General features: G+C 60.8%; 11 protein-coding genes. 6 read left to right on the plus strand and 5 right to left on the minus strand.

Annotation, left to right across the window (positions count from 1 at the left end; genetic code table 11):
• The first annotated feature begins 138 nt into the window (after positions 1-138).
• Positions 139-1185 carry a type II secretion system F family protein gene (locus tag VHD36_13755; GenBank protein HVU88380.1) on the plus strand — a complete coding sequence of 349 codons (1047 nt, stop codon included), beginning with the start codon at positions 139-141 and terminating at the stop codon, positions 1183-1185.
• A gap of 157 nt (positions 1186-1342) precedes the next feature.
• Here VHD36_13755 and VHD36_13760 read toward each other — a convergent pair whose 3' ends face one another.
• Both VHD36_13760 and VHD36_13765 read right to left on the minus strand, forming a co-directional pair.
• Positions 1343-2074: an HD domain-containing protein gene (locus VHD36_13760; protein ID HVU88381.1), complete on the minus strand. Its 732-nt coding sequence runs from the start codon at positions 2072-2074 to the stop codon at positions 1343-1345.
• Positions 2075-2258: 184 nt separating this feature from the next.
• Positions 2259-2993, minus strand: a complete 735-nt coding sequence (locus VHD36_13765) for an isoprenylcysteine carboxylmethyltransferase family protein (protein HVU88382.1) — start codon at positions 2991-2993, stop codon at positions 2259-2261.
• 570 nt (positions 2994-3563) lie between these two features.
• On the opposite strand from VHD36_13765, the gene VHD36_13770 reads away from it, so the two are divergent.
• The 3 genes from VHD36_13770 (at position 3564) to VHD36_13780 (ending at position 6524) form a co-directional block, all read left to right on the plus strand.
• Complete coding sequence (locus VHD36_13770) at positions 3564-4253, plus strand: DUF1080 domain-containing protein (GenBank protein HVU88383.1); 690 nt, start codon at positions 3564-3566, stop codon at positions 4251-4253.
• A 91-nt stretch (positions 4254-4344) separates the two neighbouring features.
• On the plus strand, positions 4345-5640 hold the full coding sequence (locus VHD36_13775) for a hypothetical protein (protein HVU88384.1): 1296 nt from the start codon (positions 4345-4347) through the stop codon (positions 5638-5640).
• Positions 5641-5642: 2 nt separating this feature from the next.
• Entirely contained in the window at positions 5643-6524 is an 882-nt protein-coding gene (locus VHD36_13780; protein ID HVU88385.1) for a hypothetical protein, read from the plus strand.
• 11 nt (positions 6525-6535) lie between these two features.
• Here the strand turns inward: VHD36_13780 and VHD36_13785 are convergent, their stop codons facing one another.
• A complete protein-coding gene (locus VHD36_13785) occupies positions 6536-7312 on the minus strand; it encodes an aldolase/citrate lyase family protein (protein ID HVU88386.1) in 777 nt (258 codons plus the stop codon).
• A gap of 496 nt (positions 7313-7808) precedes the next feature.
• On the opposite strand from VHD36_13785, the gene VHD36_13790 reads away from it, so the two are divergent.
• Positions 7809-8120: a hypothetical protein gene (locus tag VHD36_13790; GenBank protein HVU88387.1), complete on the plus strand. Its 312-nt coding sequence runs from the start codon at positions 7809-7811 to the stop codon at positions 8118-8120.
• A gap of 169 nt (positions 8121-8289) precedes the next feature.
• Positions 8290-8865 (plus strand): sigma-70 family RNA polymerase sigma factor, encoded by a 576-nt coding sequence (locus tag VHD36_13795; GenBank protein HVU88388.1) that lies wholly within the window; start codon positions 8290-8292, stop codon positions 8863-8865.
• Between the two features lie 99 nt (positions 8866-8964).
• On the opposite strand, the gene VHD36_13800 is transcribed toward VHD36_13795, so the two are convergent.
• Entirely contained in the window at positions 8965-9342 is a 378-nt protein-coding gene (locus VHD36_13800) for a DUF423 domain-containing protein (GenBank protein HVU88389.1), read from the minus strand.
• Between the two features lie 139 nt (positions 9343-9481).
• The gene (locus VHD36_13805; GenBank protein ID HVU88390.1) at positions 9482-13486 is read right to left on the minus strand and encodes a hypothetical protein; all 4005 of its coding nucleotides are present in this window, start codon (positions 13484-13486) and stop codon (positions 9482-9484) included.
• Positions 13487-13851: the final 365 nt, after the last annotated feature.

Below are 13851 nucleotides of genomic sequence, written 5' to 3' on the forward strand. Positions count from 1 at the left end.
CAGCGGCACAACGAGGCCATGCCCGAAAGAATCTCGACAAGCACGCATGGCCCGTATAGCCTGAATTGCTGGATAGTTCGCGCGATCTTGGTCCGAAAGAGGGCGCGCGATCGGCAATTCTTAAGAGGCAAGCGCGCCATGGCCCACTTCTTTTCGCCGCGCATCGGGCTGCGTGACATGTCGCAACTGAGCCGGCGGATGGCTATCGCCCTGGCCAGCGGTATCGAGGTGCGTCGCGTGCTGGAACGCGAAGTGGCCAACACGCGCAAGACGCTGCTCAAGGCCAAGCTGACCGACGTTTATCATGCCGTGGCCCGCGGCGATACTTTGGCCGAGGGCTTTGCCCGCACCGGCGATTATTTTCCGCCGCTGGTGCAAGAGATCGTTCAGGTCGGCGAGCATACCGGGCACGTCGCCGAGGTGTTCCGGCGCCTGGCCGATCATTACGAGGAGCGGGTGCGCTTGCAGCGATCGTTTCTATCGAGCATCACGTGGCCGTGCATTGAGCTGGGCTTATCACTTTTGATCGTGGGGATCATGATCCTGGTGTCTGGCGCCATCGGCGCACGCAACGGCACGAAGACCGATATCCTGGGTCTGGGCCTGGTCGGCGAAGAGGGCTTCGTCGTCTACTGTCTGATCCTGGGCAGCATCGGCGGGGGTCTGTTTTTCGTGTACCAGGCGATGCGGCGCGGGCTGGCCTGGACGCAGCCGGTGCAAAAGGTGGCGCTCTCCATTCCCGCGCTCGGCGGACCGCTGCGCACGATCGCGCTGGCGAACATGGCTTGGACGATGGAGCTGACGATGGAGGCCGGTGTCGAAATCATGCGCGCCATGAAGCTCAGCCTGGCCGCCACTCGGAACGCCTTTTTCACTTGCCACACCGACCAGGTGGTTCGTTCGATTCGCGCCGGCAACGAAGTACACGAGGCGCTCACCGATACGGGCGCATTTCCCTTCGAGTTTCTGGCCTCGGTCGAGGTGGGCGAGCGCAGCGGCCGGCTGCCCGAGGCCATGAAGAGCCTGGCCCACGAGTATCACGAGCGAGCCCGAGCGGCTGTGCAAACATTGACGACGCTGGCCGGCTGGGCCGTGTGGGGCGTCGTGGCGATGGTGATCATCGCGATGATCTTCCGCGCCTTTTCCTCGTATATCAACGTGCTGAATGAAGCCACGAAGATGTGAGGGAAGAAGGAGGCAGAGGGCAGTGGGGAGAGGGAAGTAGTCAGTAGTCGGTAGACAGTAGTCAGAAAGAAAATCGCGTCGTCGTACCAACATTTAGCCGCCGGGCTTGCCTGGCGGTCCCCACTGAGTACTGATTACTGACTACCGACTACTGCCCTCACCCTTCACAGCTTTCGGCCAGTTCGCGTACGTAGGCAAGCGCTTCTTCCACGTCGCTGGTGGGGACGCCGACTTGCCGGCCGGCGCGGTCACATTGGGCCAACAGCATTAGTTCGTCGAAGCTTTCCGATTCTTCCAAACGACGCCGCGAGCGGGCTCCCAAAGTCCCATCGCGCAAGGCCGCGGCTTCGGAATGGTGCTCGATCAGCCAGGCGGTGCGCGGCGTGATGTGCCCTTCGAGCTCCGCAAGCGCTGCCGCCACGTGGTCCTGCGGATCGATGCCCTTGCCCACGTCGTGCAACAAGGCCGCCAGAAGGAACTCTTCGTCGTAGGGGAGCTCGTCGCAGGCCAGGTCGAACACTTGTAAGCTGTGATACAGCGCGTCCCCTTCCGGATGATACTGGGGTTTTTGCATTACCTTTTCCAGCGGCAAGAGCAGCGCGCGATAGACGATAAAGCGGTCGGGCGTGAACAAGTCTTCAACCGGGCCGGGCAGTGTGTATTCGATGTCCGGTGAAGTGCGGCCCGTCTCCAACTGCGAGAGTCGCGCAAAGGCCTCGACCTGTTCATGAATTTCGCGCCGGCTCGGCATTTCGTGCGGGCGCACAGGCTCGGGCGAGAGCGAGCGGGCAGCTTTCAGGCGGGCGCGGTAGAACTCGGATTCCTGGCGGCGGTACAAGAGTCGCGCAGCTTCCCACGCGATCCGCTGTCGCAATTGGTCTTTGCCCATCGGAGAGTTCTGCGTCGAGTGCCGGGACGGCTTTGGCGAGAGGGAGAAGACGCTTGAGGGCCACACCTTAAGTATACGCAGCGGGGGCCAAAAGCGGCAAATCGCTGCCCGCCGCCGGGCCGTCGACGCAACACCCGGCGCGCACGCTCCACGTCGAGGGGCTGTCGCCGGCGCGGTTGCCCGGCTACCGCCCTTCGACTTCCAATAGACGCGTCTGCTGTTTGATGGTCCGCAGCACGAAGTACAGCACGACACCCACCAGACAGATCACTTGCCAGGTGGGATCGAGCGCAACGCGCCCTTCGACGACCAGGTGCTCGCTCAGGCCGAGCGCGGCGAAGGTGAGGATCACGCCCATCATGCCCGAGTACTCGCGCTTCAGCACGTTGCGTAGCGAGAACGAGAGCGACGCCGCTTGCCAATTCTTCCAGCGCGGCAGAAAGGCCGGCGTATTGGCGGCCCATTTGACGTAGGCTTCGCCAAACTTGCGGCGCAAGAACTCTTCTTCGGCGAACATGATCCGCTCGTAGTAGATCCAGAAGATCAACGATACGATCACGACCAGCCACCACAGTTGACTGTACATCGTGACGCCTAGCCACATCAGATAGTTGCCCAAGTAGAGCGGATGGCGGACCGTCGAGTAAATGCCCGAGGTGTTCAACTCGTCGGCCCGTTGCCCGTGCGTGTTGCGACCGGAGGTTCCTTTGGGCGTGAAGCCGATGGTGAGAATGCGCACGCCCAGGCCGGCCAGCGAGACGGCGAAGCACAAGAGCGTCCACCACAGGGGCGGAACGAAACCAGTCATGCGGTTTTCCCACAGGCCAAGAGCGAGAATGGGAATCAAGGCCAGCGGCAAATAGCTACGCCAGCAGAAGAGCCAATTGCCGACCGATTCCATCTCTTCGCGGAGGGGCATCCTTGCCATCCTTATTTCGGGCCGTCGACCGTAGCGCGGTCGCGCATGTCTGAAACATCGAGAATTGAGCCAGCAGGCATGCTGGCGGCGGCAGATGATACCGATAAACCGGCTGGCGCCCCAAGGGCAGAAATCGACTAGCTAGCATCGGCGTGGACTCAGCCAAGGCCTCCTTCGCAGCAGGTTTCGCAAATCGTGTGGCAGCGCGAACAAATGAGCTTGCCGCGCTGCTCGACCAGATGCCCGCCACAGACCGGGCATGCCGGGCGCGAGGCCCGCGGCTGCGGATCACGGTCGCCCCTTTTTTCAGGCTTGGATCGACTGTCGCTAGGCTGGCTGCTCATCGAGCAAAACGCAAAGGGGCCTTGAGGCGATTCGGTGCTTGTTCCACGACAAGTATGCCTCACGCCCGGCGATTCGGCTATGGTCGGCGTTTTCGACCGCCGAGCGACTTTCATACCGTGGCGAGCGTTTGCTGTCGCCGCGCCAAATGGCGCAGTAGAATCGCGATCCGCAAGACCATGACGCCGTATCACCATAAGCGAATTCGCACGCCGGGAGAGAAAACTGATGTTTTTGCCGCGAACGATTGGAGCTTTTTTGTTGTTGTGTGCTTTGGCCGGGTCCGCAGTTGCGGCGGATAACGTGCTTTCGGACCAGGAAAAGGCCGACGGCTGGCGTCTGCTGTTCGACGGCCGCACGCCTTGGAAAACCAGCACGCTCGCGGCCAGCAACACGCCCGTTCAGGAAGGTGCGCTCAATCCGCACGGCAGCGGCGGCTACATGGTGATCCACGATCAGCCGTGGGAGAATTTTCGGCTGGCGCTCGATTTCAAACTGAGCAAAGGGTGCAACAGCGGAATCTTCATCCGCACGTTTCCGCTGGAACCGCGACCAGGAAAAGATGTTGGTTACAACGGCCTGGAAGTGGCGCTCGACGACACGCCGACGGCCGGCTACACCGATACCGGTGCCATTTACGATCTCTCGAAGCCCACCCGCAATGCCATGCGGCCGATCGGCGAGTGGAATCACATCGAAATCACCTGCGATAAGAGCGTGATCGACGTCGTGCTGAACGGCGAGCACGTCAATCATCTGGATCTCGAGCGGTTCGCGAAGCCCAACCTGCGACCCGACGGGACGCCGCACAAGTTCGACGTCGCCTACAAGGACCATCCGCGGCGCGGCTACATCGGCCTGCAAGACCACGGGTCGAACTGCTGGTTCAAGAACATCAAGCTGAAGGAGTTGGATTAACCAGGACAGCAGACGTGGACGGCTGTTCACGTCGATGCTAGCATGAGGGCGATATTCTGCTGACGGTCGTGACTTGTCGAATGGATTGCCGATGAAAGCTCGCGGTCAAACACTTCTTTTTCCTGAACTTCAGTCAGAAACTTCAGCGCGAGAGGACCGCTCTTCGACCTTTGTCGATAACATGTCGCTCCCAATTCATCGCTGGTTTCGGTACAGCGCGGGGTTTTCGGCGCGATGGGTTGAGCACACGCTTCGCGAGACCGGCGAGGCCCGCGATTTGACCGTATTCGACCCGTTTGCCGGCTCGGCGACGACTCTACTTGCGGCGGAATCCGTCGGGGCACGGAGTTGGGGGATCGATTCTCATCCATTTGTATCGCGCATAGCGCGGGCGAAACTCCTATGGCGTTCCGACGTGGATGCGTATCTGCGCAAGATTCAAGAGATCCGGCAACATGCGGATGCCCATCCAGCGCCCGAGATCCAGTATCCTCCATTGATCTACAAGTGCTATGACGAGATGACACTGCGCGAATTGAGTGCGCTGCGTCGGGCGTATGAGGCAATTCGTGATGACACGGCGGCATCGGAGCTTGCGTGGCTGACGCTCGTTGCAATTCTCCGAAGGGTATCGGCGGCTGGAACTGCCCAATGGCAATATGTTTTGCCGAAAAAGAGGAAACGGTCGCCACAAAGTGTGCGCCGCGCGTTCTCGGATTGTTCGCAAATGATTGCCGCAGACATGTCTTTCGCGCAATCGACGAACTCCCATTCGCCGGTTTTCGTGGAATCTGATGCCCGGACATGCGAAGGCATTCCCAATAACGTTGCGAATTACGTGATCACATCGCCCCCGTATCCAAACAACTACGACTACGCCGATGCTGCCCGCCTGGAACTGTCGTTTCTGGGAGAAATCTCCGGCTGGGGAGATTTGCAGTCGAAGATCCGCACGCATCTGGTACGTTCGTGCTCTCAACATGTGCCGCAGTCAGCGGTACAACTTGAAGAGGTGTTATCCGCAGACGAGCTAACACCGGTACGTGACGAGTTGACGGCTGTCTGCAACCAGCTTTCGGAGATACGTGTCACCAAAGGTGGTAAGAAGACTTACCATTTGATGATTGCCTGCTACTTTTACGATCTTGCTCGGGTTTGGTTGTCCTTGCGTAGAGTTTGCCTTGATGGTGCGACCGTTTGCTTCGTAATCGGCGATTCGGCACCCTACGGAGTCTACGTGCCGGTAATCTCCTGGTTAAGCTCACTCGCGCAAGCGGCGGGCTTCGGTGACGCCCGGTTTGAAAAGACACGAGACAGAAATGTGAAGTGGAAAAATCGCAAGCACAGAGTTCCGCTTGTCGAAGGACGTCTTTGGCTTAAGGGTTGAGAATGGCGCGATCGCCAGCACACAAGTTTGGGCAAATCATAGGGGACGTTCTTGAACTTGCCGTCGTGCCGCTCCTCCAGAAGTTTGCATCCGAACATCAACTCTTCCTTGATCGGAAGGGACCAAGGAGCTGTCGCGACTCGATTAAATGCAGCTGGGTCGATCGCAACGGCAACTCGCACGATCTAGATTTCGTGCTCGAGCGAGGAGGGTCTGACAAACAATTTGGTGCGCCCGTCGCATTTATCGAGGTTGCCTGGCGTCGGTATACCAAACACTCTCGAAACAAAGCCCAGGAGATTCAAGGCGCGATTGAGCCCCTTGCAGACACGCATTTCGCGACCGCTCCGTTTAAGGGCGCTATACTCGCGGGCGACTTCACCAGTGGCGCTCTCACACAGTTGCGGTCGCTTGGATTCTCGGTTTTGTATTTCTCCTATGATTCGGTCGTCTCAGTTTTTCGTGAATTCGGCATTGATGCAGCCTTCGACGAGAGCACCGCTGACAGCGCGTTTCGAAGCAAGGTACGCGCCTATGCTTCACTGAAACCGCAGGAAAAATCGCGCCTCCCAGTACGGTTGCTCGCTGCGCACGACAACGACGTGTCGGCATTCATGAATGCTTTGGAAGCATCCGTGCTTCGCCAGATCGAGTGCGTCGTCGTGTTGCTGCTTTATGGAACAGCGCGCGAATTGCAGACGGTCGACGAGGCAATCGCCTACATTGAGACACACGCTGGCGCGGATAACGGTAACTTGAAGCGATACGAGCTTGAAGTCCGTTATAGCAACGGAGACGCGATCGTTGGAAGATTCAAAAAGCGCGAAGACGCAATCGCGTTCCTTCTGCAGTATCAACCAGCGCGACCACCGGGAAATAGATAGGTGCCACCTGCCTACCCGCCGAACAGATCCTTGTAGGTCGTCTTCGCGGCCTGAATGCCCATTCGCAGGGCGGAAACGTCGGCGCCCAGGCTGAGCATGCGGCACCCTTTCTCGTAGCAGCAGTGCGTGTATTCGGGATTCGGAGCGACGGTGCCCCAGTGCTTGCCGTGCTTGCGGCAAGCGGCAGCGACGCGATCGAGCCCTTCGAGTAATTTCGGGTGCGAGAATTGTCCGAGCACTCCCATCGCTTGCGATAGATCGCTGGGACCAACGAACAACAGGTCGACGGCGTCGTTCGCGGCGATGGCGTCGACATCGTTCAGGGCGCCGAGCGTTTCGATCTGAATCGCCACGAACTGTTCGCAGTTGGCATCCTTCGCGAATTGTTCTTGTGACTTGTGCGTGTAGTGGGCGTCACGGCCCGAGGTGTTCAGACCGCGCAAACCGCGCGGAGCGAACTTAGCCCACTTGACGAACTCCTCGGCGTGCGCCGCGGACTTGATTTGCGCGGCCATCACGCCGCCGGCACCCGCTTCCAGGTTTTGCGTCACCAGGGCGTAATCCGTTGGCGCCATGCGCACGAAACAATCGAAGTTGTTGGCCCGGGCACAGGCCGCGGCGAGTTGCACTTCCTGATACGACAGCCCGCAATGTTCCTGATCGAGCCAGAAGCCGTGAAAGCCGCCGGCCAGGCCGAACATGTCGATCACGACCGGATGGGTCAGCCGCCCCAGGGCAAAAACGCGGACCAGCTCGCCCTTGGCCAATAGCTCTCGAAAGCGACTCATGATCGATGGATCCCCCGGCTTTGGTAACTTGGGAAGGTTCTCGGCGGCAGGGCTGACACCGCGACTTGGCATGCCGCTTAAAAAGCGGGCCAGGAGCAGTCCAGCTAGCCATGCGTCCGCGTGGAGCAAAGTCTGACAGTGCCTGACCTTAGCGTCAAGCCGCCGGGCGCGATTGCGGGCTCGGTTAGGTGAGGCGGTGACAACGCCCCAAAAATATTTTCGCAATACCCGCGAACCATCCTCCCGGCGGAGTGTCCCTGAGGCGTACGGCGGGCATTTTGTTCGCCGAGAGGCCTCGGGCGGCCCTTTCCGCATTGACTTTGCGGGTAGACCGTGACAGGCTTACTTAGTTGGTCCCCGGGCCCGGCCCCGGCCGACAAAGAGGTTAAAGGAGACAGGTCCGCCACCTGGCCGGCGCGTGCTTCGTGCGGCCGGGGGGGCGGAATAACGTTCGTTTTTCGTTCTCTCCAAAAGCGCTCAGCGCACGGAGTCACAGATGCGTACCAATATCAATCGCAACACGTCGGTCGTAACCCTCGCGAATCGCCTGGGCCGTATCGTCGTTGCCGCGAATGATCGGGTACGCAGCGTGGACGTTGCGCAGCCCGTCTCAGGGCAATTCTTTACGGCGCTAGTCGGTTATCAGGGTGCGCTTAAGCGCGCCATGAAACCGGCAGCTACCGGCGCAGCCGCCGGTATGGAAGCGGCGATTAGTTCGCTCGCTTCCATTACGACGGGGCTGCTGTCGAGGTGCTGGCATACGCCGAGCGTTATGCCGCACCACGCGGTCGTCAGGGTTAGTTCCTAGTTCCGCAAGCCAAGCGAACTAAGAAACTCGAAACCACGACGACAGCCGGTCGGCAGCCCCTGGCCGCGGTGAAGGGCCTTTTCACGCCTTTTTCCGCACGCCGAGGACTGGCACGTTTTCCTCAGCTTTTGCACCGTGCCGCGAAGCACGGTTTTTCACGGAGAGAGCCATGATCGTTCTGACCGAAACCAGTCGAGAGAAAGTACTGCTGGCAGCCCAGGTAAGGGCCGCGCAACGCGGCAACCGCGAGGCGTTCGGCCAACTGGTCGAACGGTTCCAGCGGGCCGTGTACGGCATCGCGCTGCGGCGGCTGCGCAATCACGCCGAGGCTCAGGAGCTGACCCAAGAGGTCTTCGTCCAGGCCATGCGGAAGATCGCGCAACTGCGCGAGCCGGAATGCTTCGGCGGCTGGCTGCGGTCGATCACCACGCGGATGGCCATCAACCGGGCCCTGCGCGGCGGACCGGTCGTACCCACCGAGCGCGAAACGCTCGAAGCAACCTGCGTCGAGCGGCGCACGCCGCTGGCCGTGGCGCTCGAGCGCGAGCAGGCCAGCCAAGTGCGGGCCGGCTTGGGCCGGCTGCGCCGGTTGGACCGTGAAACGCTCGAGGCGTTTTACGTCCGCGGCCAGTCGCTGGTCGAGATGAGCGACGAGTTCGGCTCGCCGATCGGCACGATCAAGCGGCGCCTGCACGTAGCCCGCAAACGGTTGGCCCGCGAGCTCGAAGAAATGGCGCCCGCTTGAATGGTTCGGCCGCGACGCGCCGCTGAATGCGGTCAGTAAATGCGCAGTCCCCCTGCGAAGAAGCCCGGACCGGCTGGCAAGAACGCCATACGGTCCGGGCTATTTTTTTGCAAATGCCGCCGTGGCCAAAACCAGCCAGCCCGCGATGAAGCTCAAGCCGCCGATCGGTACGATCGCGCCGAAGATCTTTGGGCCGCCCAGGGCGAGTGGATAAAGCAGGCCCGAGAAAACGACGATGCCGACGGTAAAGCACAGGCCTGCCACATTCAGCGAAGGGGCTGGCATTTGCAGTCCGACAAGTCCCACCAGTACCAGAGCCAGCGCGTGGTACATCTGATAGCGTACGGCGATTTCGTACGTCTCGGACTTGCCCGTCTCTTCTAGACGTTCTTTCAAGGCGTGAGCGCCGAAAGCGCCGGTGCCGACGGCCAAAGCGCCGAAGACGGCGCCGACAATAATCCACATTCTGGGAGACACAAGCGAATCCTCCGCGAGGCGGCTGGTGGTGGGTGCCGCTATTGTAGCGAGGCATCGCCACACCGGGAGGATGGCAGCCGGCCCGATAAGGGCCGCAGATTACGGCCAGTTAACACAGCAAGCGTTGCGTCACCGCCGATCACGGAGGCGGCGGCGTTTGACCCGTCAGATTAAACTCTTCCTCTTCCTGAATGATGATGCGTGGCGTGACCATCATCATCAGGCTTTCCGTTTGTCGGCCGATGGCCGAGTTCTGGAAGAGGCGGTTGACGTACGGAATCTTGTTGAGAATCGGCACGCCGAATTCGTTACGGCCTTCGCTCAGCCGTTTCACACCGCCCAAGAGAACCGTACCGCCGTCGGGCACGCTGACCGTGGTACTAACGCTGACGAACGAGAACGTCGGCAATTGCACGGTGGTGCCTTCGGTGGTCGTGACCGAGGACGTCGAACGACCGGTGGTCGAGTCGGTGGGGCCGGTCGATTGGCTGTTCGAAGTCGAACTGCTGGAGCCCGTGAAGGTAAAGGTGTTCACTGCGCCGATGCTGCTGAAGAACGGCACGAGCGTGAGACGGACGAAGCGCCGATCCTCGGACACCACGGCCTGCACCGTGAGCATCGTGCCTTCGGACAAAACGACGATCACCGGCTGCTGTGCGGCTGCGAAATCGCCGACGACCGGAATCACGCTGATCACGAACGGGCTTTGCGACTGATCGAACACCGAAGCTAGTTGGCCGTTGAAGAGCGTGACCTTGGGAGCTTGCAGCACGTTGCTGCGGCGATCGCCTTGCGAGGCTTCGATGAAGAAGAAGGCCTCGATATCGCTGAGAATGGCGAAGCCCAACGTGGCACCGGCGCCGGCCGAGAAGCTGCCGAATTGCGGGACCGCGGCGGCAAAACTGCCTTGCGACAGGTCGATGTTCAAGTCGTCGGTGTATTGACCTATGCCCGCGGCCGAGGTGCCAACCGTGGCCGAGGTTTTCTGGAACAGTTGCGGGTCATAGCTGGCAAGAGCCGAGCCTTGGTTGAGCGTGCCCACGTTCTGCGCACCAACCAGCGAGGCCGGAGCGTAATCTTGCAGCGAGAGCTGGAAGTCGACGCCGATACGTTCGAAGAACTCGTCATTGAGCGTGATGAACCGAACTTCGATCGTGACTTGCAGATCTTGCAAGCGTCGTAACTGCGCCAGCAGGTCGGCGATTTCCTCGTGAACGTCTTGCTTCTGGCTGATGACCAGGCTCAAGTTGTTGGGAAAGCGTGTGACCGAGCCGGGGCCGCCATTGGCGTCCCAGCTTTCCGGCTGAATCGTTTGTACGATCAAGTCGATGAGGCTGTCGAAGTCGGGCTGCGCGCCGCCGCTCAGCCCGCCTGGCCCGGCGCCCATCGACTGGCTGATGCCAGCCAGGGGTCCGGGAGTGCCGGACATTTGGGCGAGGATTCGCGGGTCCATGAAGGCGTTCGAGGGACTGCCCGAGGCGCTGGCCACCGACAAAGGCGCGTCGCTGGAGTAGGGGCCACCCAGCATGCCCTGTCGCGCGTTGGCCTGGGCGCTATTCAGCGCGCCGGTCATACCAATGTTGTTATCGGGCACGAAATTCGGAATCGGTATGACCAGGTCGCCGACGTTGTAGGTCACGGTATAGACCTCTCCGTCGCGCAACTGTTCGCTCGTCACGTTGAGCACTTCGTTCTTCACGACGTAACTCAAGTGCAGCGGCTCTAGAATCAGGTTCAGGGCGCTACGCAGCGAGATCGGCTCCGACAGGTCGATATTCACGGGTGTGTCGGTCATAACGCCTTCGGCCGCCAGGCCGCGTGGATCGAGATGAATATTCACGCCGGCCAAAGTCTTCAGATGATCCATGACTTCGCCCAGCGGCGCGTCCTGGAACTTGAGCGAGACCGGAGTCTTCAGGCTCTTTTCGATCTCGATCTCCTTTTCCGAGCGTCGTGCCCGGCCTTCGATCTTGCGGCGGAACGGAGATTTGGAAAGCTGGTCCCACTTACGCGCGTCAGTAAACTGAATCGGATTGCGATCATCAAACGGTATTGCCGCCTCGTCGGCGGACTGCATCTCGTTGACGAAGCCCTTTTCCTTGTCCGACTCGGCCTGCTTGGTGTTGGCCAGCCGGCGTGCGAACGTGGCCTTCCATAACAGTTGCGTTGCTACGGGATCGTCTGGTGCCATTTCCTGCACGCGCTTGGCAATAACTTCAGCTTCAGCCCAGCGCTGCTCATCGAGGAGATTGTTGAACTTCTCGACCTCGAGGGCGATCTTCTCCTGGACTTCGACCTTGGCTGTCTGTTCGCGATCGATTTCGTCCTTTACCGCCTGGTTGCGCTCGTCGAGCTCGATCTTCGGTCGATTGATTTCGATGTACCGCTCGATGTCGGAGATGCTGCGATCGGCACTGCGCAACAGCCGGTCGCGAGTCTCCTGGTCAAGTCCGGACTTTTCGACCATGACCCGCGCTTGCTGCAAGATTTGCAGCGAGCGTTTGGGATCGCTTTCCTGCAGGCGTTTTGCCTCGCTCTTTTGTGCCACCAGGTCGGCAATCACCTTCTTGGCCAACACCTGCTGGTCAACGGCACTCTTTTGCAAAAGTGAGCCGGCATGGCTGGACGGCGGAAGGCGTTGCGGCGCCTGCTCCGCGATCGTTGTGTCCGGGGCCGCACTGTCCGACGAACCAGGGTCCGGCATCTCGGCGCCAGTCGGCGCGGCCATCATCGCTACGCGGCCTGGCGTGGTCCGCACGAGTTTCGCTGGCTGGCCCGTGCGCAATTCGTTGGTCACTGTGTTTGATGCGGGAACATTGTGCGTCGTGTCCGTTTCCGGCTCGAATACGGCGCGCGTGGCTGGCGCAGCAGGCGCAGGCGGGGCCGCTTCCGTCGTCTGAGCGTCCGCGACGTCGCTCACTAGCGCGCCGGCCGACGACGCGGCATCAGGCGCGTTCGCGGGAGCTTGGAACTCCGCGGGGGCAACGGCATTGTCGCGGAAACGACCGCTGCGGCGACGCGCTGCGGCAACCCGATTCAGCAGGTCTTGCGGGTTCGCATCGAACGGCCCGTAGTTCACCGGCACGTGCGAAGCATCGGTCGCCAGCCGTTCGGCATCGTCGAACTCCTTCCACAGCAGCAAAGATTCCGCCTGCGACAGCAGCATTTCCACCTGCCGCCGCCGATAGGCTTCGCTGTCCTTGGGCGTGCGGAGCTGGACGAATTCCATGTGCTTCTGAACGGCCAACTCGATCTTGGCCGGATTGTCTTCGTTCAATTCATAGCGCACATTCAAAGCCTTGGCCTGGGCTGCCAGCTTGGCGGCCCGCGCCGTATCTCCCACGGCCAATGCCTTTCGCGCACCGATCAATAGTCGATCGCTCTGGTCACGCGCATTAACAGCAGGCGCTCCCGCCGGAACGTCGTTACGCGCCGGTTCGGGACTCATGACTCGCTCACCGGGGTTCGGCAGGGGCGCGGCCGTGATGGCGCGGGATGGCGGCGCCGGACTTTGCTCGGCTTCGGGAAGGCGGACAACGGCCGGCTCCTCGGCCGCCGCGGCGCGATCCACTGCGTCGAAGGGGTTCGTGCCGCGCGACATGACCGACGGCATCCGGCCTGTGCTCTTTGGCGGGAATGGTTGCTCCTCGCGAGTTGACGGCCGACCGGCTGCTTGCTCATTCGCCGCGGGCTGTTGAGTACGGAGCGGACGCTCGCCCGGAGCACGAATGGTTCCGGCGGGCGCGGTCTTCCCGGGCGCGGCCATCTGGCTCGCTGGCGGGATATCCGAAGAGGCGTCTCCGCGCTTTTTGCCGGCGACCGACTGCTTGCCCGCGGCAGGGCGAAGGCGTTCCAGTTCCGCGCGGCATTTTTCGGGCGTGTCACCAAAATAAAGTTTGCCGAACTGCACGTGCAGTGCTTCGGCCTGCGCGATCAGTCCATCGGCCGTTTCCCAATCGGCTTCGGAAATTGCCTTCCGTGCGCGGGACAGCAGTTGCGAGACTTGCCGCTTCGAATCGCCCGCGCGATTGCCGTTTTGCCCCGCGACAACCGTCGAGGTAAAGGTTGCGGCGGCGATTGCCGAAGTATTGGCCAGACAGGGCGCTCGCTCGGGCACGAAGGCCGCGATCACGCCAATAATCATGGCAAACGTCTTTCCGGGCGGGATCTCCTTGAAAGGATTCCCGGCACGAGAAACCCGAACTGGCGCGCTGCGACGTTGCGCTCGTGGCGCGTGGCAATGAATCATGCTTCGGTCACACGTCTGAGTCATGGTGGATGTCAAAACCTTGGTCGCTAGCGCACCCAGCAATGCGCTCGCCGATAAATCTTCTCGGACCACTCGCACAGTCGGTTACCACGGGCTGACCCGGTGCCGACCCTGATACGCGCACATAAAAACTCGTTCTGCGGCACCTGCCCGCCGCTGATTTAGAAGCTGGAACTGGGATAAGAAGTGCTTGGAATCGGAAGAAGAGAGGCGGTTAAGTAACCGCCGGGGGGATTCCG

The organism is Pirellulales bacterium (assembly GCA_035546535.1).
In the GTDB taxonomy this organism is placed as follows: domain Bacteria; phylum Planctomycetota; class Planctomycetia; order Pirellulales; family JACPPG01; genus JACPPG01.